The organism is Pseudomonas sp. I3-I5, assembly GCF_022699445.1.
In the GTDB taxonomy this organism is placed as follows: Bacteria; Pseudomonadota; Gammaproteobacteria; order Pseudomonadales; family Pseudomonadaceae; genus Aquipseudomonas; species Aquipseudomonas fulva.
Map to the genome: position 1 here is coordinate 3,761,935 of NZ_CP093940.1, position 21,933 is coordinate 3,783,867.

The 21,933-nt window shown below is 61.7% G+C and carries 24 protein-coding genes; 1 reads left to right on the top strand and 23 read right to left on the bottom strand.

Annotated elements, in window-relative coordinates:
* Positions 1-35: 35 nt before the first annotated feature.
* From MOP87_RS16790 to trmJ, 20 genes are all read right to left on the bottom strand, one after another.
* The gene (locus MOP87_RS16790; protein WP_027913696.1) at positions 36-590 is read right to left on the bottom strand and encodes a hypothetical protein; all 555 of its coding nucleotides are present in this window, start codon (positions 588-590) and stop codon (positions 36-38) included.
* Positions 591-857: 267 nt separating this feature from the next.
* The gene (gene der / locus MOP87_RS16795; RefSeq protein WP_023533412.1) at positions 858-2,321 is read right to left on the bottom strand and encodes a ribosome biogenesis GTPase Der; all 1,464 of its coding nucleotides are present in this window, start codon (positions 2,319-2,321) and stop codon (positions 858-860) included.
* A 115-nt stretch (positions 2,322-2,436) separates the two neighbouring features.
* The gene (bamB, locus tag MOP87_RS16800; RefSeq protein WP_027913695.1) at positions 2,437-3,579 is read right to left on the bottom strand and encodes an outer membrane protein assembly factor BamB; all 1,143 of its coding nucleotides are present in this window, start codon (positions 3,577-3,579) and stop codon (positions 2,437-2,439) included.
* Positions 3,580-4,221, bottom strand: coding sequence for a tetratricopeptide repeat protein (locus tag MOP87_RS16805; protein ID WP_027913694.1), 642 nt, complete (start codon positions 4,219-4,221; stop codon positions 3,580-3,582). It lies immediately after the preceding gene.
* Between the two features lie 39 nt (positions 4,222-4,260).
* The gene (gene hisS / locus MOP87_RS16810; protein WP_028687033.1) at positions 4,261-5,550 is read right to left on the bottom strand and encodes a histidine--tRNA ligase; all 1,290 of its coding nucleotides are present in this window, start codon (positions 5,548-5,550) and stop codon (positions 4,261-4,263) included.
* 25 nt (positions 5,551-5,575) lie between these two features.
* On the bottom strand, positions 5,576-6,685 hold the full coding sequence (gene ispG, locus MOP87_RS16815; protein WP_023533296.1) for a flavodoxin-dependent (E)-4-hydroxy-3-methylbut-2-enyl-diphosphate synthase: 1,110 nt from the start codon (positions 6,683-6,685) through the stop codon (positions 5,576-5,578).
* A gap of 3 nt (positions 6,686-6,688) precedes the next feature.
* Positions 6,689-7,693 (bottom strand): RodZ family helix-turn-helix domain-containing protein, encoded by a 1,005-nt coding sequence (locus tag MOP87_RS16820; protein WP_027913692.1) that lies wholly within the window; start codon positions 7,691-7,693, stop codon positions 6,689-6,691.
* Complete coding sequence (gene pilW, locus MOP87_RS16825) at positions 7,690-8,451, bottom strand: type IV pilus biogenesis/stability protein PilW (protein WP_027913691.1); 762 nt, start codon at positions 8,449-8,451, stop codon at positions 7,690-7,692. Before pilW ends, MOP87_RS16820 begins: the two co-directional genes overlap by 4 nt.
* 13 nt (positions 8,452-8,464) lie before the next feature.
* Entirely contained in the window at positions 8,465-9,610 is a 1,146-nt protein-coding gene (gene rlmN / locus MOP87_RS16830) for a 23S rRNA (adenine(2503)-C(2))-methyltransferase RlmN (RefSeq protein ID WP_027913690.1), read from the bottom strand.
* Positions 9,611-9,638: 28 nt separating this feature from the next.
* Complete coding sequence (gene ndk, locus MOP87_RS16835; protein WP_023533373.1) at positions 9,639-10,064, bottom strand: nucleoside-diphosphate kinase; 426 nt, start codon at positions 10,062-10,064, stop codon at positions 9,639-9,641.
* Positions 10,065-10,152: 88 nt separating this feature from the next.
* On the bottom strand, positions 10,153-10,353 hold the full coding sequence (gene iscX, locus MOP87_RS16840; protein ID WP_023533289.1) for a Fe-S cluster assembly protein IscX: 201 nt from the start codon (positions 10,351-10,353) through the stop codon (positions 10,153-10,155).
* 10 nt (positions 10,354-10,363) lie between these two features.
* Entirely contained in the window at positions 10,364-10,705 is a 342-nt protein-coding gene (fdx, locus tag MOP87_RS16845; RefSeq protein WP_027913689.1) for an ISC system 2Fe-2S type ferredoxin, read from the bottom strand.
* A gap of 3 nt (positions 10,706-10,708) precedes the next feature.
* Complete coding sequence (gene hscA / locus MOP87_RS16850) at positions 10,709-12,574, bottom strand: Fe-S protein assembly chaperone HscA (RefSeq protein WP_027913688.1); 1,866 nt, start codon at positions 12,572-12,574, stop codon at positions 10,709-10,711.
* A gap of 42 nt (positions 12,575-12,616) precedes the next feature.
* Positions 12,617-13,138 (bottom strand): co-chaperone HscB, encoded by a 522-nt coding sequence (hscB, locus tag MOP87_RS16855; RefSeq protein ID WP_027913687.1) that lies wholly within the window; start codon positions 13,136-13,138, stop codon positions 12,617-12,619.
* Between the two features lie 8 nt (positions 13,139-13,146).
* Complete coding sequence (gene iscA, locus MOP87_RS16860; protein WP_023533425.1) at positions 13,147-13,470, bottom strand: iron-sulfur cluster assembly protein IscA; 324 nt, start codon at positions 13,468-13,470, stop codon at positions 13,147-13,149.
* Positions 13,471-13,499: 29 nt separating this feature from the next.
* Positions 13,500-13,886 (bottom strand): Fe-S cluster assembly scaffold IscU, encoded by a 387-nt coding sequence (gene iscU / locus MOP87_RS16865; RefSeq protein ID WP_003248539.1) that lies wholly within the window; start codon positions 13,884-13,886, stop codon positions 13,500-13,502.
* A gap of 46 nt (positions 13,887-13,932) precedes the next feature.
* Positions 13,933-15,147, bottom strand: a complete 1,215-nt coding sequence (locus MOP87_RS16870; protein WP_027913686.1) for an IscS subfamily cysteine desulfurase — start codon at positions 15,145-15,147, stop codon at positions 13,933-13,935.
* A gap of 45 nt (positions 15,148-15,192) precedes the next feature.
* A complete protein-coding gene (gene iscR, locus MOP87_RS16875; protein WP_023533322.1) occupies positions 15,193-15,684 on the bottom strand; it encodes a Fe-S cluster assembly transcriptional regulator IscR in 492 nt (163 codons plus the stop codon).
* Between the two features lie 182 nt (positions 15,685-15,866).
* The gene (gene cysE / locus MOP87_RS16880; protein ID WP_023533458.1) at positions 15,867-16,652 is read right to left on the bottom strand and encodes a serine O-acetyltransferase; all 786 of its coding nucleotides are present in this window, start codon (positions 16,650-16,652) and stop codon (positions 15,867-15,869) included.
* Positions 16,653-16,655: 3 nt separating this feature from the next.
* Entirely contained in the window at positions 16,656-17,411 is a 756-nt protein-coding gene (gene trmJ, locus MOP87_RS16885) for a tRNA (cytosine(32)/uridine(32)-2'-O)-methyltransferase TrmJ (protein ID WP_027913684.1), read from the bottom strand.
* Between the two features lie 150 nt (positions 17,412-17,561).
* Between trmJ and suhB the strand changes: the two genes are divergently transcribed.
* The gene (gene suhB / locus MOP87_RS16890) at positions 17,562-18,380 is read left to right on the top strand and encodes an inositol-phosphate phosphatase (protein ID WP_023533392.1); all 819 of its coding nucleotides are present in this window, start codon (positions 17,562-17,564) and stop codon (positions 18,378-18,380) included.
* Between the two features lie 103 nt (positions 18,381-18,483).
* Here the strand turns inward: suhB and MOP87_RS16895 are convergent, their stop codons facing one another.
* The 3 genes from MOP87_RS16895 to secD all read right to left on the bottom strand — a co-directional run bounded on the left by MOP87_RS16895 (position 18,484) and on the right by secD (position 21,926).
* Positions 18,484-19,026, bottom strand: coding sequence for a glycine zipper 2TM domain-containing protein (locus MOP87_RS16895; protein WP_027913683.1), 543 nt, complete (start codon positions 19,024-19,026; stop codon positions 18,484-18,486).
* Between the two features lie 118 nt (positions 19,027-19,144).
* A complete protein-coding gene (gene secF / locus MOP87_RS16900; RefSeq protein ID WP_027913682.1) occupies positions 19,145-20,053 on the bottom strand; it encodes a protein translocase subunit SecF in 909 nt (302 codons plus the stop codon).
* 10 nt (positions 20,054-20,063) lie between these two features.
* A complete protein-coding gene (gene secD / locus MOP87_RS16905; RefSeq protein WP_197874025.1) occupies positions 20,064-21,926 on the bottom strand; it encodes a protein translocase subunit SecD in 1,863 nt (620 codons plus the stop codon).
* Positions 21,927-21,933 lie beyond the last annotated feature (7 nt).

The following is a 21,933-nucleotide window of genomic DNA, read 5'->3' on the forward strand; positions in this document are numbered from 1 at the left end:
CACAGGCTTTCCCGAAGATCACTGTCGGGGCTAGTTTAACCTTCTGCTGGAGCGACGAACTCCAGTATGAAGGTCGCTGCGGGCGCCACGTCCTTGGTATGGTAGCGCAACCTGTCGCTTGGCTGGCTCTCCCAAACGGGTACCTTCTTCGTAGCATTGGGCGTGAGGCCGAACCAAGTCCAGCCTACGGGGACTTCTTTGTAGCCCACGAGCACACGATCGTGGGCTGAGACGTAGCGGGCATCGAGGGTTTGCAATTGAACCTGGTTAACATTGGGCTCGCCGTCAACGTTTCCAGCCAGGTGACTGATTTGCAGAGCAGGACCGGGTGTGCCCAGCTCCTCGCCCGACGCATGAAGCACGCGCCCACCACGTCCAGTGACCTGCTTGCCTGCTGACGTTCGAAACTCAAAAGCCACACCCCCCTCGAGCGATGGGTGGGCGAGCATTCCGATGTCGAAGCACTCGGGCGTATCCAGCGATCCTGCTACCTGCAGTTCATTCAAATGATTGACGATGATTGCATAACGCTCGCCGTCCTCAAGCAGATAGAGCTTGCCTTTGGTTTTTTTTAAGTAAATATCGTTCATGACGTTCCCTCCATTGATCTAACACATCATTCACACGTACGTGAATAGCCAACGCCCCCCGCGCGGGGAGCACGGACTGAGCGCCTTGTGCACCACACGCACACAAACTACCGGTGCAATGTGGAGAGCGGCATAGATCAATGTTTCCTCCCGAGCTTGGCTGCATGGCCGCACTCGCGAGGAAACAGGAACACAGGTGCGGCGCTAGAAATGCGCAGCACGGCGGGCGAGGACCTGTACAGACACTGTAACGGGTCCGGCAGGCGCCTATCGCTTATCGCGGCGTTTCTTCTCGGCTTTCTTGTGGTGCGACATCAAGCGACGTTTCTTGTTGACCTGGCGGTCTGTGAGGGTGTTCTTCTTGCCCTCGTAGGGGTTTTCACCGCCTTTGTACTCGATGCGAATCGGCGTGCCGACCAGCTTGAGCACGCGACGGTAAGTGTTTTCCAGGTAACGCGAGTACGACTTGGGAATGCTGTCGGTTTGGTTGCCGTGGATCACGATCAGCGGCGGGTTGGCCCCGCCCAGGTGCGCATAACGCAGCTTGATGCGACGGCCATTGACCAGCGGCGGCTGGTGCTCGCTGACGGCGTCTTCGAGGATCTGCGTCAGGCGGCTGGTTGGCCAGCGGGTCACAGCTGAGGTGAACGCGGCCTGCACCGATTTGTACAGGTTGCCCACGCCCGTGCCGTGCAGGGCGGAAATGAAGTGGATATCGGCGAAATCGACGAAGAACAGCCGGCGCTCCAGCTCGGTCTTCACATAGGCACGCTCACCCGGCTCCATGCCATCCCACTTGTTCAGGGCGATGACGATGGCGCGGCCAGCTTCCAGAGCAAAGCCCAGCAAGTTCAGGTCGTGATCGACCACCCCTTCGCGAGCATCCATGACGAAGATCACCACGTTGGCGTCCTTGATCGCCTGCAGCGTCTTCACCACCGAGAACTTTTCGACTTCCTCGTGGATCTTGCCGCGCTTGCGCACACCGGCGGTGTCGATGAAGGTGTACTTGTCACCATCACGCTCGAAGGGAATGTAGATACTGTCGCGCGTCGTACCCGGCTCGTCGTAGACCACCACACGCTCTTCACCGAGCATGCGGTTGACCAGGGTCGACTTGCCGACGTTGGGGCGACCAATGATGGCAATCTTGATGCCATCCTTTTCGCTTGGGCCAGGGATGCGAACGGCCTCTTCGCCTTCGGCGACATCCTGGTCCAGGGCTTCTTCTTCGGCATCGCGCGGCAAGTGACCGAGTACGGCCTCCATCAACGCGTTGATGCCTCGACCCTGGGAGCCTGCCACCGGAATGGCATTGCCCATGCCCATTGGCGAGAACTCAGCGCGAGCGACGTCAGCGTCGATGTTGTCGATCTTGTTGGCGACCAGAATCGCCGCCTTGTTGCGCTTGCGCAGGTGCTCGGCAATCATCTGGTCTGCCGCTGTCATGCCCGCTCGGGCATCGACCAGGAACAGCACATAGTCGGCTTCTTCGATGGCCATGAGCGACTGCTCGGCCATTTTTTCGTCCATGCCCACTTCATCACCGGTGATGCCACCGGTGTCGATGAGGATGAAGGAGCGACCCTGCCAGCTGGCATCACCATACTGGCGATCACGGGTCAGGCCCGACAGGTCACCCACGATGGCATCGCGGGTCTTGGTCAGGCGGTTGAACATGGTGGATTTGCCGACGTTCGGACGGCCCACCAGGGCGATTACGGGAACCATTCGGCTCTCCACTCTTGAATTCTTGAAAATACAAAGGCCGCTGCAAGGCAGCGGCCGGAGTTCGGGCGGCGTGTCCTACGCCGCAGCCTGAAGCCGCACGGCTTCAAGCATAGCTTCAGCGGATGGTCAGTGCCTCGAGCTTGCCGCTGTTGCCGAAGACATAGATGGTGTCACCCACCACCAATGGCCGTGCACGCAGGCCACTGCTGTCGACACGCTCACGGCCAACGAAGCGACCGTCGACTTGGCTGAGCAGGTGCAGGTAGCCTTCGAAGTCGCCTACTGCCACGTAGCTGCTGTACACCTCGGGGGCGGTCAGCTGGCGGCGGGCCATGGCATCGTTGGACCACAGGGCGCTGGAGGAACGCTCATCGACGCTTTCCACGGTACCCGAGGCTTCGCTCACGTAAACGTTGCCAAAGCCCTGGGCGACCCCGACGTAGCTGGAAGCATCACGCTGCCAGAGCACGCGGCCACTTTCCAGATCCAGGCCCGCAACGCGCCCCTGGTAGGTGCTGACGTACAGGGTACCACCCGAGAGCAGCAAGCCGCCGTCGATGTCGACGACACGCTCAAGCTCGGAACGGCCCTGGGGGATCGCCACACGGCTTTCCCATACAGGTACGCCATTGCTGATGTCGACTGCCACGACCTTACCGGTGGACAGGCCAGCAACCGCCAGGCGGTTGGTCACGATCGGCGCGCCGGTACCGCGCAGGGTCAGTACTGCCGGGGTGCTTTCATAAATCCAGCGACGATCACCGGTAGCAGCATCCAGGCCGATCAGGCGATCATCCTGGGTCTGCACCACTACCACATCACCGTTGTTGGCCGGGGGCGCCAGCACTTCGCTGGTCACCCGGGCGCGCCAGCGCTCCTCGCCGGTGCTCGAATCCAGGGCAATCACTTCACCCTTGAGGGTGCCGAGCATCACCAGACCGTAGCCTACGCCGACCGCGCCAGAAACCGGCAGGTCAAGGTCCTTGTTCCACACCACGTTGCCCGTGATGCGGTCCAGGGCATAGACATCGCCGGTGACGTCGGAGGCATAGATCCGGTCGTTCTCGATGGCCGGCACGAGGGTGTTGTAGGTTTCACCCTGACCGTCACCGATGGAGCGGCTCCACTGCTTCTTGAGCACCACTTCCTCGGTGAACTTGGTCAGTTCGGCAGGAGGCAATTCCTTCTTGCTGTTGCTGCTGCACCCTGCGGCCAATACCGCCAAGGTCAGCACTGCTGCTTGTTTCCAACCGATCACTTACGCGTCCCCTCTGGCCAGATCATCGAGCTTCAACTGCAAGCCACCCACTGCCGCCTCGTCGGACAACGCAGCCTTGGCCTTTTCGTAAGCACCGTGCGCGTCATCAGCGCGGCCCAGCTGTACCAGCAGGTCCCCTTTCAACTCCTCGCGACTGGCGAGGAAGGCTTTCTCGGCATCCCCGTCAAGCAACTTGAGGGCATCCTCGGCCTTGTTCTGGGCGGCCAGCACACGGGCCAGACGCTGGCGTGCGATCTCGCCAAGGGTGGCGTCTGCCGGCTTGTCCAGCACAGCCTTGAGTTCGCCAGCGGCATCGTCGAGCTTGCCGCTCTCGACCGCTACCTTGGCCACGAACAGGCTGCCGTACTGGGCATAGGCAGTGCCGCCGAACTCGCTCTTGAGCTTGCCGGCCAGTTCCGCAACCCGGGTGGCGTCCGGCTGACCCGTAGGCGTGAGGCTGGTTTCCAGTAGCGCCTGATACAACTGCGAGGCACCTTGCGACTGGTTGTTCTGGTACTTGTGCCAGGTGTTCCAGCCCAGCACTACCACGCCGGCGAGCAACGCACCGGTCAGCAGCGGCTTGCCGTTACGGTTCCACCAGTCCTTGACCCCTGCCAGGTCATCATCATCGGTACTCGACACCCCAATACTCCTTTTCGCCTATTCGCTCGTTGAACCGCGTTACGCCTGCGCGATCGCGGTTTCCAGGTGCCCTGCAAGGGCATCCCAGGCAATGTTCTGTTGTTCGCCCTGACCACGCAGGGGTTTGAAGCCGACTTCCTGTTTGGCCAACTCATCATCGCCAAGAATCAAGGCGAACAGCGCGCCGCTCTTGTCGGCTTTCTTGAACTGGCTTTTGAAACTGCCCCCGCCCGCATTCACGGCCAGACGCAGGCCCGGCAGGCGGTCACGCACCGCTTCGGACAGACGCAGGCCCGCCAACTCGGCCTGCTCACCAAAAGCGCAGAGGTAGACATCGACCTGACGGCTGATGGAGTCCGGTACCTTGCCAAGGGTTTCAAGCAGCAGAATCAGGCGCTCGATACCCATGGCAAAGCCAACGCCAGGTGTAGGCTTGCCGCCCATTTGCTCCACCAGCCCATCGTAGCGGCCGCCGGCACACACCGTACCCTGGGCACCAAGCTTGTCGGTGACCCACTCGAAGACGGTCTTGCTGTAGTAGTCCAGCCCCCGCACCAGCTTGGTGTTGAGCACGAATGGAATGCCGGCAGCGTCCAGGCGGGCCTTCAGGCCTGCGAAGTGCGCACGGGATTCTTCGTCCAGGTAATCTTCGAGCTTCGGCGCATCGACCAGCACCGCCTGGGTGTTGGTGTCCTTGCTGTCGAGGATGCGCAGCGGATTGCTCTTGAGGCGGCGCTGGCTGTCCTCGTCCAGTTGCTCCAGGCGCGCGGACAGGAACTCCACCAACGCGTCGCGGTAGCGGGCGCGCGCTTGGCTGGTGCCAAGGCTGTTGAGTTCGAGCTTGACCGCATCCTGAATGCCCAGCAAGCCCCACAGGCGCCAGGTCAGCATGATCAACTCGGCATCGATGTCCGGGCCATCGAGGTTGAACACCTCCACACCGATCTGGTGGAACTGCCGGTAGCGGCCCTTCTGGGGACGCTCGTGGCGGAACATCTGCCCGATGTACCACAGCTTCTGCACCTGGCCATTGCCGGTGATGCCATGCTCCAGCACCGCGCGAACACAGGCCGCAGTCCCTTCCGGACGCAGTGTGAGCGAGTCACCGTTGCGGTCTTCGAAGGTGTACATTTCCTTTTCGACGATATCGGTCACTTCACCGATCGAGCGCTTGAACAGCTCGGTGAACTCCACGATGGGCGTGCGGATCTGGCTGTACCCGTAGGTGTCCAGCAGGCCGGCAACGGTACCCTCGAAATAGCGCCACAATGGCGACTGCTCGGGCAGGATGTCGTTCATGCCACGGATGGCTTGCAGCGATTTGCTCACGAATGATCCTTACGAATTCTGTGTATCAGCCACGGGCGATCAACGCCGCGTCGGCTTCGACCTTCTCGGCCGCTTTCTGACGGATGAGCCTTTCGAGATCATCGACCAGGTTGTCGTTGGTCAGTTTCTGCGCCGGTTTACCGTCGATGTAGACCAGGTTGGGCGTACCACCGGTCAGGCCGACATGCGCTTCCTTGGCCTCCCCCGGGCCATTGACCACACAGCCGATGACGGCCACGTCCAGCGGCACCAGCAGGTCCTCGAGGCGCCCTTCGAGCTCGTTCATGGTTTTTACCACATCGAAATTCTGCCGCGAGCAGCTCGGGCAGGCGATGAAGTTGATGCCTCGGGAACGCAAGTGCAGGGACTTGAGGATGTCATAGCCTACCTTGACCTCCTCCACCGGGTCTGCCGCCAGCGAAATGCGGATGGTATCGCCAATGCCTTCGGCCAGCAGCATACCTAGGCCAACGGCAGATTTCACCGTACCCGAGCGCAGGCCACCGGCTTCGGTGATTCCCAGGTGCAGGGGTTGCACGATCTGCCGTGCCAGCAGGCGATAGGCCTCGACGGCCATGAACACGTCCGACGCCTTGACGCTGACCTTGAAATCCTGGAAGTCGAGACGATCGAGGTGTTCCACATGGCGCAGCGCCGATTCGACCAGCGCTGCGGGCGTAGGCTCGCCGTACTTTTTCTGCAGGTCCTTTTCCAGTGAGCCTGCGTTGACGCCGATACGGATTGGAATACCACGGTCGCGAGCGGCGTCAACGACAGCCCTGACCCGGTCTTCACGGCCGATATTGCCAGGGTTGATGCGCAGGCAGTCCACACCCAACTCGGCCACTCGCAGGGCAATCTTGTAGTCGAAGTGAATGTCGGCGACCAGCGGCACGCTGACCTGCTGCTTGATGCGGCCGAAGGCTTCGGCGGCGTCCATGTCAGGTACCGACACGCGAACGATGTCCACACCAGCATCGACCAGACGCTGGATCTGCCCCACCGTGGCGGCGACATCATTGGTATCGGTGTTGGTCATGCTCTGCACTGCAATGGGCGCATCACCGCCCACCGGCACATTGCCGACCCATATCTTGCGGGATTCGCGACGTTTGATCGGGGATTGGCCGTGCATGAATTACTGTCCCAACTTCAGGCGAGCGGTTTCGCCACTGGTGAACGGGGCAACGTCGACGGCCTGGCCGTTGTAGCTGACCTTGGCGCCACGGGCAAAGCCCAGACGTACCGCAAACGGCGGCTTGCCAGTCAGCTCGAGGTTGTCCCCCTTGCGCTTGATGCCGCTGAACAGCACCTTGCCGTTGCCATCGGAAACCTGGGTCCAGCAATCGGCGACGAACTCAATCGCGACCTTGCCGCTGCCTGCTGGCACGGCGGCGGGCTCGGCGGCGGCTGCACTGGTTGCAGGGGCGGCTGCCGCCGGCGCGCTGGCAAGAGGGGTAGCGTTGGCCGGCGCCGGCTGCGGCGTCGCAGTGCCCGTTACCGGAGCAGAGCCGGCTGCAGGCGTGTCGGTAGCCGCTGCCTGCCCGGTACTTGCAGCCTGCTGCTCGTCGGTACCCTGGGCCAACGGCAGGGGGGCGCTCTCAGGTTGCTGGGCGGCAGAGACGGCCTGGTCTTCGGGTTCGTCAAGCGGGTGAATCTGGGTGGTGCCGTCGGCGCTTTCGACCTCGACGTGCTCAAGGGCGATGCTGGAGAGATCTTTGCCGCGCAGACTGCCCTGGTCCTGCCACCAGACGAAACCGCCACCCACGACCGCCAGCAGCAGCAACAGGCTGACCCCGCGCAGAATATTGTGGGACAACCGGGAAGGCTCTTCGATACGCCCCAGCGAATGTACGTCGCTGCCCTTGGCGTGGGTGCCGGTGTAGCGATCGAAGGCTTCGACCAGGGCAGCCTGGTCCAGCTCCATCAACTTGGCGTAGGCGCGGATGTAGCCACGGGCGAAGGTATGCCCGGGCAGCTTGTCGAAGGCGCCGGTTTCCACATGGTTGAGCGAGCTGACAGTAAGATTGAGCTTGCGGGCCACCTCGGCTTGGGACCAGTCCCGTTTCTCACGGGCCAGGCGCAACAGCTCACCAGGGTTCTGGCCAGGCGCTACAGCTACTTCGGGATGCGCGGCGTTCATCGTTGCTCCGACAGGTATTGCTGATATTCCGGCGTACCGGGATAAAGTCGTTGTAATTGCTGCCCCAACTCGGCCACCGTCCCTTGCTCGTCGAACACCTTGGCAAGGCGGCTACCCAGCAGCAGGCTCCGGGCATCGTGGCCACTCAACCGGCTGAAACGATCGTAGTAATCCCGGGCCGGCACATAATGCCTGTTTTCGTAGGACAACTCAGCCATTTCCAGCAACGCTTGTGGCTGTCGCTGGTTAAGCTGCAATGCTTTTTGCAAATGGGCGTGCGCCTGATCGCGCTGGCCGAGCCTCAAGGCTGTCAGGCCAAGGTTTTCATAAACCCGTGATCGCTCAGGATACAGGGTATCGGCGCTGGCAAGGCGAAACATCTGCTGCGCTTCGGCAAACCGCCCTTGAGCATAAAGGAAACTGCCGTAATTGTTGCGAATTCGCGTGGTGCTGGCACCCGCCCCAAGCGCTTGCTTGAAATGGCGCTCGGCCAATACAGGCTCGCCTTCGGCCTGGTAGACCAATGCCAAGGCGGCATGGGCGTCGGCATCGTCGCCATCCAGCGCCAGCGCCTTTGACAAGGGCGTCTTGGCCTGGCCCAGCATCCCCTGCTGCAGGTAGCCCAGCCCCAGCTGCACATACGCCCGCCCGGCCTCGACCCTGCGCTGCTCAGCCACCTGCGCATCGCTGCCTGCGCCTGACATGCAGCCGGCGAGCAGCGAAAGCGCAATGATCGGCAGCGCAGCGCGCACGTTCATAGGCCAGTTCCGGTCAGTGGGCGGCCGGGCTGTCCGGGCGCTCGGCGTCTGCCGACAGCTGCCGGACGGCGATGTAACGTTCGCTGCGCCGGGTGCGGTCATTGACCTGCCCCACCAGCTGGCCGCAAGCCGCATCGATGTCATCACCACGGGTGGTGCGCGTCGTCACGTTGTAGCCACCGTGGTGCAGCAGGTCCTGGAAACGACGAATGGCGTTGTTGCTGGGGCGCTCGTAGCCGGAGTGCGGGAACGGATTGAATGGAATCAGGTTGATCTTGCACGGCACGTCGCGCAGCAGCTCGATCATCTGCGCCGCATGCTCGGGCTGGTCGTTGACGTCCTTGAGCAGGGTGTACTCGATGGTGAGCACCCGCTTGCCGCCCAGGGTCGCCATGTAGCCCATGCATGCGTCGAGCAGCATCTTGAGCGGGTACTTCTTGTTGATCGGTACCAGTTTGTTGCGCAACTCGTCATTGGGTGCATGCAATGACAAAGCCAGCGACACATCGATGTGCTTGGCCAACTCGTCGATCATCGGCACGACGCCCGAGGTGGACAGGGTGACGCGACGCTTGGAGATGCCATAGCCCAGATCTTCCATCATGATCTTCATGGCGGCGATGACATTGTCGAAATTGAGCAGGGGTTCGCCCATGCCCATCATGACCACGTTGGTGATGGCGCGGTCGATTTTGGCAGGCACGGTCCCGAAGGATTTGTTCGCAAGCCACACCTGGCCGATCACTTCGGCGGCGGTGAGGTTGCTGTTGAAGCCTTGTTTGCCGGTGGAGCAGAAGCTGCAGTCCAGGGCACAACCGGCTTGCGACGACACGCACAGGGTGCCGCGATCGTCGGTGGGAATATAGACGGTTTCGACGCAGCTGCCGGAGGCAACGCGGATCACCCATTTGCGGGTGCCGTCTGCGGAAATGTCTTCGCTGACCACTTCCGGTGGGCGAATTTCGGCAACGGCCTCGAGCTTTTCACGCAAGACCTTGCCGACGTTCGTCATGGCGGCGAAATCATCGACGCCAAAGTGGTGAATCCATTTCATCACCTGACCGGCGCGGAAGCGCTTCTCTCCGATGGAATCGAAGAATTGTTCCATTTCCTGCAGGGTCAGACCCAGCAGGTTGATTTTGTCAGTCGATGTCGTCATGGATTCACCCTCACCCGTAAGCTTTCGCTTAGCGAGTGGTTACCTCGGTAGCAGCGAAGAAGTAAGCGATTTCGCGAGCAGCAGCAGCTTCGGAGTCCGAACCGTGAACGGCGTTGGCGTCGATGGACTCGGCGAAGTCGGCGCGGATGGTGCCGGCAGCGGCTTCTTTAGGGTTGGTAGCGCCCATCAGCTCACGGTTCTTGGCAATGGCGTTCTCGCCTTCCAGGACCTGAACGACAACCGGACCGGAAGTCATGAAGGCAACCAGATCACCGAAGAAGCCGCGCTCGCTGTGCTCGGCGTAGAAGCCTTCGGCCTCGGCCTTGGACAGTTGCTTGATTTTCGAGGCAACGATTTTCAGGCCGGCTTCTTCGAAGCGAGTGGTGATCTTGCCGATGACGTTCTTGGCAACAGCGTCAGGCTTGATGATGGAGAAAGTACGTTGAACAGCCATGGAAAACTCCAGAATATGAGTGTTACGAAAAATTAAACCCGCGAATTATACGCGGGTTCCAGGGGATTGCCTAACCTGCGGTGCGTGTTCAGTCGGCTTCGTCGATCCAGGCCGCCTGGATGGCCTCGAGCACCTTCTCGCCGGCGCGCGAAGGATCGTCACTGAAGCCAGGCAATGCCACCACCCAGCGGTGCAGATCGACGAAATTCACATACCGAGGATCGACGTCCGGCTTGCTTTCTGCAAGCTCGATGGCGATATCAAGTACATCAATCCATTTCAGACTCATGTCCAGGACCTCAGTGCGGCGCTTCGGCAGCGTGGTTGAGCGAATACTTGGGGATCTCGATGGTGAGGTCCTGATCGGCCACCACCACCTGGCAACCCAGACGCGACTGCGCTTCCAGGCCCCACGCCTTGTCCAGCATGTCTTCTTCGAGCTCGTCGGCTTCCTCAAGGGAATCGAAGCCCTTGCGCACGATGCAGTGGCACGTGGTGCAGGCCTTCACACCGCCGCAGGCGCTCTCCATCTCGATGTGATGATCGTGGGCCAGCTCCAGGATATTGGTGCCGGCAGGCACCTCCACGGTCAGCCCCTCCGGGCAGAACTTCTCATGCGGCAGGAATGTCACCAGCGGCATCGATTACTCCTCGATCTCATTCAGGTTGCGCCCGGCCAGTGCGGCTTTGACCGTCGAATCAAGGCGTCGGGCGGCAAATGCGTCGGTCACGTGCGACAGACGCTTGGTCTGTTGCTCGATGGCAGCGCCATCGGTGCCCGCCAGCAAATCACGTAGTTCTTGCATCTGGAATTCAATGGCCTGGCGCTCTTCTTCACTGAGCAAGCGCTGACCGTCGGCGTCCAGGGCGCCCTGTACCGCTTCGAGCAGCCGTTCGGCGTCCACTTGGTGCTCACGCAACTGACGTGCCTGCTTGTCGGTACCAGCATGCTCGAAGGAGTCCTTGAGCATGCGCGCGATTTCGCCATCGGTCAGGCCGTAGGACGGCTTGACCTGAATGCTGGCTTCCACGCCTGATGCGAGTTCCCGGGCGGCGACGCTGAGCAGCCCGTCGGCATCGACCTGGAAGGTGACGCGAATTTTCGCTGCCCCTGCCACCATGGCCGGAATGCCGCGCAGTTCGAAGCGCGCCAGTGACCGGCAGTCGCTGATCAGTTCGCGCTCGCCCTGCAGCACATGGATCATCATGGCCGACTGGCCGTCTTTATAAGTCGTGAACTCCTGGGCGCGCGCCACCGGGATGGTGGTATTGCGCGGGATCACTTTCTCCATGAGCCCGCCCATGGTCTCCAGGCCCAGTGACAGCGGGATCACATCAAGCAGCAACAGCTCGCCGCCTTCGCGACGGTTGCCGGCCAGGGTATCGGCCTGAATGGCGGCGCCGATGGCCACGACCTGATCGGGGTCGATGGAAGTCAGCGGGCTACGACCGAACAGGGTACCGACGGCATCGCGAACACGGGGCACGCGCGTGGAACCGCCGACCATGACCACGGCGCTGACTTCATCGAGCTCGACGCCACTGTCACGTACGGCACGGCGGCAGGCCTTGAGGCTGCGGGCCACCAGCGGCTCGATCATCGCATCGAAACCGGCACGGGTGAGCTCACCCTGCCAGGCACCATGCGTGACGCCCACCACCTCGGCATCGGTCAACGCTTCCTTGGCGGCGCAAGCCGTCTGTAACAGCGCGCGCTGGGTAGCCGGGTCGAGGTCGGAGGACAAGCCAGCCTGCTCGATGATCCAGCCTGCAATGGCGTGATCGAAGTCATCGCCACCCAGGGCGGTGTCGCCGCCGGTGGCCAGCACTTCGAACACGCCCGCTGTCAGGCGCAGGATGGAAATGTCGAAGGTACCGCCACCCAGGTCGTAGATGGCGACTACGCCCTCGGCGTTCTGGTCAAGGCCATAGGCCACGGCGGCGGCCGTGGGCTCGTTGAGCAGACGCAGTACGTTCAGGCCAGCCAGGCGTGCAGCATCTTTTGTGGCCTGGCGCTGGGCGTCATCGAAATAGGCCGGAACGGTGATCACCGCACCGACCAGTTCACCGCCCAATGTCGCCTCGGCGCGCTCACGCAGCACCTTGAGGATGTCCGCCGAGACCTGCACCGGGCTCTTGGGCCCTTGCACCGTATCGATGAAAGGCATGTGCGATTCGCCACCGACGAAGCGGTAGGGCAATTGCTGGCCCAACTGCTTGACGTCGGCCAGGCCGCGACCCATCAGGCGCTTGACCGACAGCACGGTGTTCAGCGGATCGCTGGAGGCAGCGTCACGCGCTGCCTGCCCGACTTCGCTGCCGCCAGCTTCGAGGTAACGCACCGCCGAAGGCAGAATCACATTACCTTGCGCATCGGGCAGGGGCTCGCTCACGCCGCTGCGCAATGCAGCGACCAGGGAATTGGTGGTGCCCAGGTCGATCCCTACCGCCAGGCGGCGCTCATGGGGCTGGGGCGTTTGACCGGGTTCGGCAATCTGCAATAGGGCCATGCTTATCTGAATACCTTAGGTGCCATCACGGGTAGCACCGGGTTAATCGTCGAGGCGCTCTTCCAGTTGGCGCACTTCTTGGGCGAGCTTGTCGAGGAATTGCATTCGGCGCATCAGGCGTTCGGCCTGCTCACGCGCATCGGCAACATCCCAGCAGGCGGCGAAATCCTCGTTGAGCGTGTCTTGAGCAGCCTTCAGGCGCTTCTTGAACACGGCCACGCCATCGAGATCGGCTTCGTCCTGGAGGTCTTCGAGCTCCTCACGCCACTGCATCTGCTGCAGGAGGAAATCCGGGTCATGGACCGTGACCTCCTGCGGCACTTCGTGGCCACCGATCGCCAACAGGTAGCGCGCACGGCGTGGTGCACTGCGCAGCGTCTGGTAGGCGTCGTTGAGGGCAGCGGATTTCTCCAGCGCAGAGCGTTGCTCGCGCTCGGAGGCATCGGCAAAACGATCAGGATGGACTTCGCGGGCCAGCTCGCGATAGCGAGTGGCCAGCATCTCAAGGTCCAGTCGAAAACTCGGCTGCAGGTCGAACAGTGCAAAATGACAAGGAGTACCCACGGTCGGCCTCAGACGTTGAAGCTTTCGCCGCAGCCACACTCACCGCGCACGTTGGGGTTGTTGAACTTGAACCCTTCGTTCAACCCTTCCTTGACGAAGTCCAGCTCGGTGCCGTCAAGATAAACCAGGCTCTTGGGATCGATGATCACCTTGACGCCATGGTTCTCGAACACCTGGTCCTCGCCCGCCAGCTCGTCCACGAACTCCAGCACGTAGGCCAGGCCCGAGCAACCGGTGGTGCGTACGCCAAGGCGAATGCCTTCACCCTTGCCCCGCCCTTCCAGGGAACGCCGCACATGATTGGCGGCGGCTTCTGTCATGCTGATAGCCATGAGAACTCCTTACCTTGCAACAGGCGACGTTAGATCAAGCCTTTCTTCTGCTTGTAATCGCGAACAGCGGCCTTGATGGCATCTTCGGCGAGTACCGAGCAGTGGATCTTGACCGGCGGCAATGCCAGTTCTTCGGCCAGCTGGGTGTTCTTGATGGTCTCGGCTTCGTCCAGGGTCTTGCCCTTCATCCACTCGGTGGCCAGGGAGCTGGACGCGATGGCCGAACCGCAGCCGTAGGTCTTGAACTTGGCGTCTTCGATCACGCCCTGCTCGTTGACCTTGATCTGCAGGCGCATCACGTCGCCACAGGCCGGTGCGCCGACCATGCCGGTACCGACATCCGGGTCCTCGGCATTCATCTTGCCGACGTTGCGCGGGTTTTCGTAGTGGTCGATGACCTTTTCACTGTATGCCATGGTGCAATTCCTTCCTCATCAGGGAGCCGCTCTTGCCGGCGACTGCTTAGTGGGCGGCCCACTCGATCTTGGAGATGTCGACGCCGTCTTTGTACATGTCCCAAAGTGGGGACAGTTCACGCAGCTTGTTCACGGCCTCGCAGACTTTCTGCGCGGCGTAATCAACCTCTTCCTCGGTGGTGAAGCGGCCGAAGGAGAAGCGGATGGAGCTGTGCGCCAGCTCGTCGTTACGGCCCAGTGCACGCAGCACGTAGGACGGCTCGAGCGAGGCGGAGGTGCAAGCCGAACCGGACGAGACGGCGATGTCCTTGAGCGACATCAGCAGCGATTCGCCCTCGACGTAGTTGAAGCTCAGGTTCAGGTTGTGCGGCACGCGAGCAGTCAGGCTACCGTTGACGTACAGTTCTTCGAGGCTGGATACCTGCTTGAAGAAGCGGTCGCTCAAGGCTTTGATGCGTGCGTTTTCAGCCGCCATGTCCTGCTTGGCAATGGCGAATGCTTCGCCCATGCCGACAATCTGGTGCGTCGGCAGCGTACCCGAACGCATGCCGCGTTCGTGACCACCGCCGTGCATGGCTGCCTCGAGGCGTACCCGCGGCTTGCGGCTGACGTACAGCGCGCCGATCCCTTTGGGGCCATAGACCTTGTGCGCGGAGAACGACATCAGATCGACCTTGAGCTGCTGCAGGTCGATTTCGACCTTGCCGGCAGACTGGGCGGCATCGACGTGGAACAGCACGCCGCGCGAACGGGTCAGTTCACCGATGGCGGCAATGTCGTTGATCGAGCCGACTTCGTTGTTCACGTGCATCAGCGAGACCAGGATGGTGTCGTCACGCAGGACCGCCTCGACCATGGCCGGGGTGACGATGCCGTCTTCGCCCGGTTCCAGGTAGGTGACTTCGAACCCCTCACGCTCCAGCTGGCGAGCGGTATCGAGGACCGCCTTGTGCTCGATCTTGGAGGTGATGATGTGCTTGCCCTTGGTCTGATAGAAGTGCGCAACACCCTTCAGGGCCAGGTTGTCGGACTCGGTGGCACCGCTGGTCCAGACGATTTCGCGCGGGTCGGCATTGATCAGCTCGGCGACCTGACGGCGACCGTTCTCGACCGCTTCTTCGGCTTTCCAGCCAAAGACGTGGGAGCGCGAAGCCGGGTTACCGAAGTTACCGTCAGCCGTCAGGCATTCGGCCATCTTCTGGGCTACGCGTGGGTCGACCGGGGTGGTCGCGGAGTAATCGAGGTAGATCGGCAACTTCATTTTTCTCTCCTATCAGGCGGTGGCGTCGCTCGTCGTCCCGAAGGATCAATCGACGGCGGACGTCTCAATCTTGTCCAGCGGGGCAGACAGACCAGCGACGCGGCGCAGGTCCTGACGCTGAGCGACTTCCTGCACCTCACGGCGCATGACGAGGTCGGCCAGACTGATGCCACTGAGGAACTCGTGAATCTGCTGACTGAGGTCGCACCACAAGTGGTGGGTCAGGCAGGTATCACCGGCATGGCAGTCCCCAAGCCCCTGGCAACGGGTGGCATCGACCGATTCGTTGACCGCATCGATGACCTGGGCGACCTGGATGGTCTCCATGCCGCGCGACAGCTGATAACCGCCACCGGGGCCGCGAACGCTGGAAACCAGGCTGCTGCGGCGCAGCTTGGCGAACAGCTGTTCCAGATAAGAAAGGGATATGCCCTGGCGCTCGGAGATGTCGGCCAAAGACACCGGCCCATGCTGCGCGTGCAACGCCAGGTCGAGCATGGCAGTCACGGCGTATCGGCCTTTGGTAGTCAGTCGCATGGCTATTGGGTACCACGGGAGTTACGGGATGTGTGCAAGTATGCGATTCCCGAGCATTTAAGTCAACTATTAGACCTAGTGCCTTAGTCGGGTTTGCATGAGGGGAGGCGGCCGCGATTGTAGCAGACACGGGGGCGATAGCACATGCCCCCATGCCAGAACCCGCGCCTGATACGGCGGGATCAATGCGGCTGGATGTCGCGCTTGGCCAACTGCGCCTGTTCGGTGAAGTCATCTTCAGGCAGCGCAGGCAGCTCCTTGGCGCAATAGTCACTGCCCATCCGCGTCAACGCCCCGCACATGCCTTCCAGGCGCTCATCAACGGCCTGCAGATGGTCAAGCATCTGGCCAATGGCGCGGGCGACCGGGTCGGGCATGTCGCCACTGACCCCATAGGCATCGAAACCGATCTTCTCGGCCATGGCCTTGCGCCGCGCCTCGACATCGCCCTGCTCGTCCTTGACGATGATGCGCCCGGGGATGCCAACAGCCGTGGCGCCGGCTGGCACCGCCTTGGTCACCACCGCATTGGAACCGATCTTGGCCCCGGCCCCTACGGTAAACGGCCCCAGCACCTTCGCACCCGCACCGACCACTACGCCGTCCTCCAGCGTTGGGTGACGCTTGCCTTTATTCCAGCTGGTACCGCCCAGGGTTACGCCTTGGTAGAGCGTCACGTCGTCACCAATCTCGGCGGTTTCGCCAATGACGATGCCCATGCCATGGTCGATGAAGAACCGCCGCCCTATCGTGGCGCCCGGGTGAATCTCGATACCGGTCAGCCAGCGACCGAAGTTGGACACCAGCCGCGCCAGCCACTTGAAGTCCCGCCGCCACAGGGCATTACCCAACCGGTGCAGCCATATGGCATGCATCCCGGGGTAGCAGGTCAGCACTTCGAACGCGTTGCGCGCCGCTGGATCACGGTGGAACACGCTTTGAATATCTTCACGCAGACGTTCCAGCATCTGTCAGTCCTTCCGTTTATGCGGCTCACCCCGGACCACCTTCTGGGTCTCGGTAAGAATGCCGCGCAAAATGCTCATTTCCGTACGCTCCACTGCAACCCGACCGTAAAGCCTGCGAAGACGCGGCATCAGGTGCTTGGGCTTTTCGGGATCAAGGAAACCAATGTCGACCAGGGTTTTTTCCAGATGGTCGTAGAACAGCTCCATCTCGTCCATCGTGGCCAAGGCGTCGGCGTCAGCCTTCTCAACCTGGGCAGGCGAGCGGTCGTTCGCCAGGCTGGCCATGCGCACTTCATAGGCCAGTACCTGAACAGCCGCGGCCAGGTTCAGCGAACTGAAGTCGGGATTGGAGGGGATGTGCACGTGGAAGTGACATCGCTGCAACTCTTCATTGGTCAGCCCGGCATGCTCGCGCCCGAACACCAAGGCGATCTGCTCGCCCCCGTCGGCATGCTGCACGGCCTTGTCGCCGCATTCACGTGGGCCGATAAGAGGCCATGGAATGCTGCGCTCACGGGCACTGGTGCCCATCACCAGATTGCAGCCGACCAATGCCTGCTCCAAGCTGTCGACGACGATGGCGTTACCCAGCACATCGTCCGCGCCCGAGGCGCGCGCGCTGGCCTCGTCGGCAGGAAACTGCTTTGGCTGCACCAGCACCAGACGCGACAGGCCCATGTTCTTCATGGCGCGCGCAGCGCCGCCGATGTTGCCGGGGTGGCTGGTGTTGACCAGAACGACACGAATATTCTGCAGCAAGGTCTCGTGCTCACAGTGGCGGAAATCAGGGCCTGGAATCTTACAGAACCGACAGGCGTAACGCCACGCACGCGAATGCGCCCTTCTGCCGCCACAATTTTCTGTTAGAATGTTCGGCTTTCTTCTTTAACATCTCCAGGTGACCCGCCCATGCAGCCTATGCTGAATATCGCCCTGCGCGCCGCTCGCAGCGCCAGTGAACTGATCTTCCGCTCCATCGAACGCCTGGATAGCATCAAGGTCGATGAGAAAGAGGCCAAGGACTACGTTTCCGAAGTCGATCGCGCTGCCGAGCAGAGCATCGTCAATGCCCTGCGCAAGGCCTACCCGAACCACTCCATCCTGGGCGAGGAAACTGGCCTGCACGCCGGCTCCGGCGAAGAAGGCAAGGACTACCTGTGGGTCATCGACCCGCTGGACGGCACCACCAACTTCCTGCGTGGCATTCCTCACTTTGCCGTCAGCATTGCCTGCAAGTACCGTGGTCGCCTGGAGCACGCTGTGATCGTCGACCCGGTTCGCCAGGAAGAGTTTACTGCCAGCCGTGGCCGTGGCGCTCAATTGAACGGCCGCCGCCTGCGCGTCAGCTCGCGCACCAGCCTGGACGGCGCCCTGCTGGGCACTGGCTTCCCCTTCCGTGATAACCAGATGGCCGACCTGGACAATTACCTGGGCATGTTCCGCAGCCTGGTAGGCCAGACCGCCGGCATCCGCCGCGCTGGCGCGGCGAGCCTGGACCTGGCCTATGTGGCCGCAGGCCGTTTCGATGCATTCTGGGAGTCGGGCCTGTCCGAATGGGACATGGCCGCAGGCGTGCTGCTGATTCAGGAAGCAGGCGGCTTGGTGAGCGACTTCAATGGCGGCCATGACTTCCTCGACAAAGGCCACATCGTCGCCGGCAACATCAAGTGCTTCAAGGCGGTACTGACCGCCATCCAACCGCACCTGCCTGAAAGCATGAAGCGTTGAGCATTTGATTGCAGGAAAACAAAAGCACCCCTCGGGGTGCTTTTTTCATGCCTGCCAGCCCTGCATCACCGGCGTCGGCACAGGGCCAACGCCGGCAGCAGCATCACTGTCCGGCATCGCTGAGAATCAGCTTGCCGTTCTTGTCCACTGGGATGGTAGAGCCTGGCTCACGGTTCATCTTCACCTGGCCGACCTGATCGCCGATGGTGTACTTGACGTTATAGCCCACCACTTTTTCACTGATGTCGTTGACCGTGTTGCAGCGGGTCTGGGTCGTGGTGTAGGTGTCACGCTGCTGCATGCCCTCCTGCACCTTGTTGCCAGCATACCCACCACCCACCGCACCGGCCACGGTCGCGATCTTCTTGCCGGTGCCGCCGCCGATCTGGTTGCCCAACAGGCCACCGGCCAACGCGCCGACCACAGTGCCGGCGATCTGATGCTGGTCCTTGACTGGCGCCTGGCGAGTGACGGTTACGTCCTTGCACACTTCGCGCGGGGTCTTGACCTGCTGCTTGATCGGCTGCACGTCGGTGACCTGAGCATACTCAGGCCCTTTGTTCACCAAGCTGTAGGTCGCCACAGCACCTCCGGCAGTGACACCGACAGCACCTAGCACCGCACCCACCAGCATTGATTTATTCACGTGAACCTCCTGATCGTACATACGGGACTTGGCCCGCTTTCTCCTTGCCTTGGAGCAAAAAAAAGGGCGCGAGTTCAACACTCGCGCCCTCTCGTCCGCCAAGCGGAGCGTCAGTCGGTCACGGACGGTCGTCCACGCCCTCGGTCTTTGCCGGCGGAATCAGGTCTTCGCTGTTCAGGTTCAGCCAGATCAGCACCACGTTGGCGATGTAGATCGACGAGTAGGTACCGGCCATCACGCCGATGAACAGGGCCAGCGAGAAGCCGAACAGGTTGTCACCGCCGAAGAACAGCAAGGCGGCAATAGCCAGCAAGGTAGACACCGAAGTCGCCACGGTACGCAGTAACGTCTGGGTGGTGGAGACGTTGATGTTTTCGATCAAGGACGCCTTGCGCATGACCCGGAAGTTCTCACGCACCCGGTCGAACACGACGATGGTGTCATTGAGCGAGTAGCCGATGATGGCCAGCACCGCCGCCAGCACCGTCAGGTCGAAGGTGATCTGGAAGAACGACAAGATGCCCAGTGTCACGATCACGTCGTGGATCAGCGAAATGATGGCGCCTACTGCGAATTTCCACTGGAAGCGGAACGCCAGGTAGATAAGGATGCCACCCAGCGCCAGGAGCATGCCCATGCCGCCCTGGTCACGCAGCTCTTCACCCACCTGCGGGCCGACGAACTCGACACGCTTGACGGTGGCTGGGTTGTCACCGCCGGCCTTCTGCAAGGCTGCGGCGACCTTGTTGCCCAGCTGTGGGTCATCACCCGGCATGCGCACCAGCAGGTCGGTCGTGGCACCGAAGCTCTGCACCACTGCCTCGTGGAAACCCGAGTCGACCAACTCGGCCCGTACCGCCTTGAGATCGGCCGGGCGCTCGTAGGTCAGCTCGATCAGCGTGCCGCCAGTGAAGTCCAGGCCGAAGTTCAGGCCCTTTTGCCACCAGCTGAACAAGGCCAGCACGGTGAGCAGTACGGTGACGCCGAAGGCGACATTGCGTACACCCATGAAATTGATGGTTTTCATCGCAGCTCCCTCAAACCCACAGCTTCTTGATGTCACGCCCGCCACAGGTCAGGTTGACCAGGGCACGGGTGACCATCACAGCAGTGAACATCGACGTGAAAATCCCGAGGGACATGGTGACCGCAAAGCCTTTGACCGGCCCGGTGCCCATGGCAAACAGGATGCCGCCCACGAGCAAGGTAGTCAGGTTGGCATCGACGATGGCCGAATAGGCGCGGTTGAAGCCTTCATGAATAGCGCGCTGAACAGACATGCCTGCAGCCAGCTCTTCACGGATTCGAGAGAAGATAAGCACGTTGGCATCCACCGCCATGCCCATGGTGAGCACGATACCCGCGATGCCTGGCAATGTCAGCGTAGCGCCCAGCAAGGACATCAACGCCAGCAGCAACACCATGTTGCCGGCGAGTGCGATAGTGGCCAGCACACCGAAGGCCCGGTAGATCGCAATGATGAACAGCGAGACGAACAGCATACCCCACAGCGAGGCGTCGATGCCCTTGGTGATGTTGTCGGCCCCCAGGCTTGGGCCGATGGTACGCTCTTCAGCGAAGTACATCGGTGCAGCCAGGCCGCCGGCACGCAGGAGCAGGGCCAGTTCAGACGATTCGCCCTGGCCGTTCAGCCCCGTGATACGGAACTGGCTACCCAGCGGCGACTGGATGGTCGCCAGGCTGATGATCTTCTTCTCTTCCTGGAAGCTCTGGACCGCAACGTCCTTCTCGACGCCATCGACCGTCTGCTTCACGTAGCGGGTGACAGGCTTCTGCTCGATGAAGATCACCGCCATGCTGCGACCAACGTTGCTGCGCGTCGCGCGGCTCATCAGTTCGCCGCCATGCCCGTCCAGACGAATGTTCACCTGCGGGCGGCCATGCTCGTCGAAGCTGGCCTGGGCGTCGGTCACCTGGTCACCGGTGATGATCAGGCCACGCTCAACGGGCGCCGAACGCCCCCCTTCACGGAACTCGAACACTTCGGTGGTGGCTTTGGACGCGCCCGGCTCGGCACCGAAACGGAACTCCAGGTTGGCCGTCTTGCCCAGAATACGCTTGGCTTCGGCAGTGTCCTGCACACCCGGCAGCTCGACCACGATGCGGTTGGCGCCCTGGCGCTGCACCAGCGGCTCGGCGACGCCCAGCTCGTTGACACGGTTACGCACGGTGGTGAGGTTCTGCTTGATCGAGTATTCGCGAATCTCGGCCACTTTCGCCTGAGACAGCGCCAGACGCAGCACGGCGAGGTCATTGCGCTCGGTGGTGGTCAGGTCGAAATCGTTGAAATTCTTGCGGATCAGGGCACGTGCCTGTTCGCGCGTAGCGTTGTCAGCAAAGCCGAGCATGATGCCACCGTCCTGCTGCGGCAGGCTGCGGTAGCGGACCCGCTCCTTGCGCAGCAAGGTCTTGACCTCGCCTTCGTAGACTTTCAAGCGGGCGCTCATGGCCTTGTCCATGTCCACTTCCAGCAGGAAGTGCACGCCACCGGACAGGTCCAGGCCCAGCTTCATGGGGCTGGCACCCAGGTTGCGCAACCACTGCGGGGTGGTTTGTGCCAGGTTCAGCGCCACGACATAGTCATCGCCCAGCGCCTTGCGCACCACATCCTTGGCGGGCAGCTGGTCTTCCTGATTGGTCAGACGAATCAGGCCACTGCCCTTCTCACCCAGGCTCACGCCTTTGACTGCGATGTTTGCATCGACCAGCGCCTTGCTGACGCGATCGAGATCGGCCTGGTTGACCTGCAGCGCCGAGCTGGCACCGCTGATCTGCACGGCCGGGTCATCCGGGTAGAGGTTGGGAGCGGAATAAATGAAACCGATCGCCAGTACCAGCAGGATCAGTGCGTATTTCCACAGAGGGTATTTGTTCAGCATCACGCCG

What these genes read in the sequence shown, in the direction of transcription:
- fdx (WP_027913689.1), bottom strand. Translation starts at nt 10,705, where the DNA reads ATGCCGCTGGTGACATTCCTGCCGCATGAGAAGTTCTGCCCGGAGGGG.
- cysE (WP_023533458.1), bottom strand. Translation starts at nt 16,652, where the DNA reads ATGCTGGAACGTCTGCGTGAAGATATTCAAAGCGTGTTCCACCGTGAT.
- rlmN (WP_027913690.1), bottom strand. Translation starts at nt 9,610, where the DNA reads ATGACGACATCGACTGACAAAATCAACCTGCTGGGTCTGACCCTGCAG.
- pilW (WP_027913691.1), bottom strand. Translation starts at nt 8,451, where the DNA reads ATGAACGTGCGCGCTGCGCTGCCGATCATTGCGCTTTCGCTGCTCGCC.
- iscR (WP_023533322.1), bottom strand. Translation starts at nt 15,684, where the DNA reads ATGCGACTGACTACCAAAGGCCGATACGCCGTGACTGCCATGCTCGAC.
- MOP87_RS16870 (WP_027913686.1), bottom strand. Translation starts at nt 15,147, where the DNA reads ATGAAGTTGCCGATCTACCTCGATTACTCCGCGACCACCCCGGTCGAC.
- iscX (WP_023533289.1), bottom strand. Translation starts at nt 10,353, where the DNA reads ATGAGTCTGAAATGGATTGATGTACTTGATATCGCCATCGAGCTTGCA.
- ispG (WP_023533296.1), bottom strand. Translation starts at nt 6,685, where the DNA reads ATGCACGGCCAATCCCCGATCAAACGTCGCGAATCCCGCAAGATATGG.
- iscA (WP_023533425.1), bottom strand. Translation starts at nt 13,470, where the DNA reads ATGGCTATCAGCATGACAGAAGCCGCCGCCAATCATGTGCGGCGTTCC.
- iscU (WP_003248539.1), bottom strand. Translation starts at nt 13,886, where the DNA reads ATGGCATACAGTGAAAAGGTCATCGACCACTACGAAAACCCGCGCAAC.
- secD (WP_197874025.1), bottom strand. Translation starts at nt 21,926, where the DNA reads ATGCTGAACAAATACCCTCTGTGGAAATACGCACTGATCCTGCTGGTA.
- ndk (WP_023533373.1), bottom strand. Translation starts at nt 10,064, where the DNA reads ATGGCTGTTCAACGTACTTTCTCCATCATCAAGCCTGACGCTGTTGCC.
- MOP87_RS16790 (WP_027913696.1), bottom strand. Translation starts at nt 590, where the DNA reads ATGAACGATATTTACTTAAAAAAAACCAAAGGCAAGCTCTATCTGCTT.
- suhB (WP_023533392.1), top strand. Translation starts at nt 17,562, where the DNA reads ATGCAGCCTATGCTGAATATCGCCCTGCGCGCCGCTCGCAGCGCCAGT.
- secF (WP_027913682.1), bottom strand. Translation starts at nt 20,053, where the DNA reads ATGAAAACCATCAATTTCATGGGTGTACGCAATGTCGCCTTCGGCGTC.
- hscA (WP_027913688.1), bottom strand. Translation starts at nt 12,574, where the DNA reads ATGGCCCTATTGCAGATTGCCGAACCCGGTCAAACGCCCCAGCCCCAT.
- der (WP_023533412.1), bottom strand. Translation starts at nt 2,321, where the DNA reads ATGGTTCCCGTAATCGCCCTGGTGGGCCGTCCGAACGTCGGCAAATCC.
- MOP87_RS16820 (WP_027913692.1), bottom strand. Translation starts at nt 7,693, where the DNA reads ATGAACGCCGCGCATCCCGAAGTAGCTGTAGCGCCTGGCCAGAACCCT.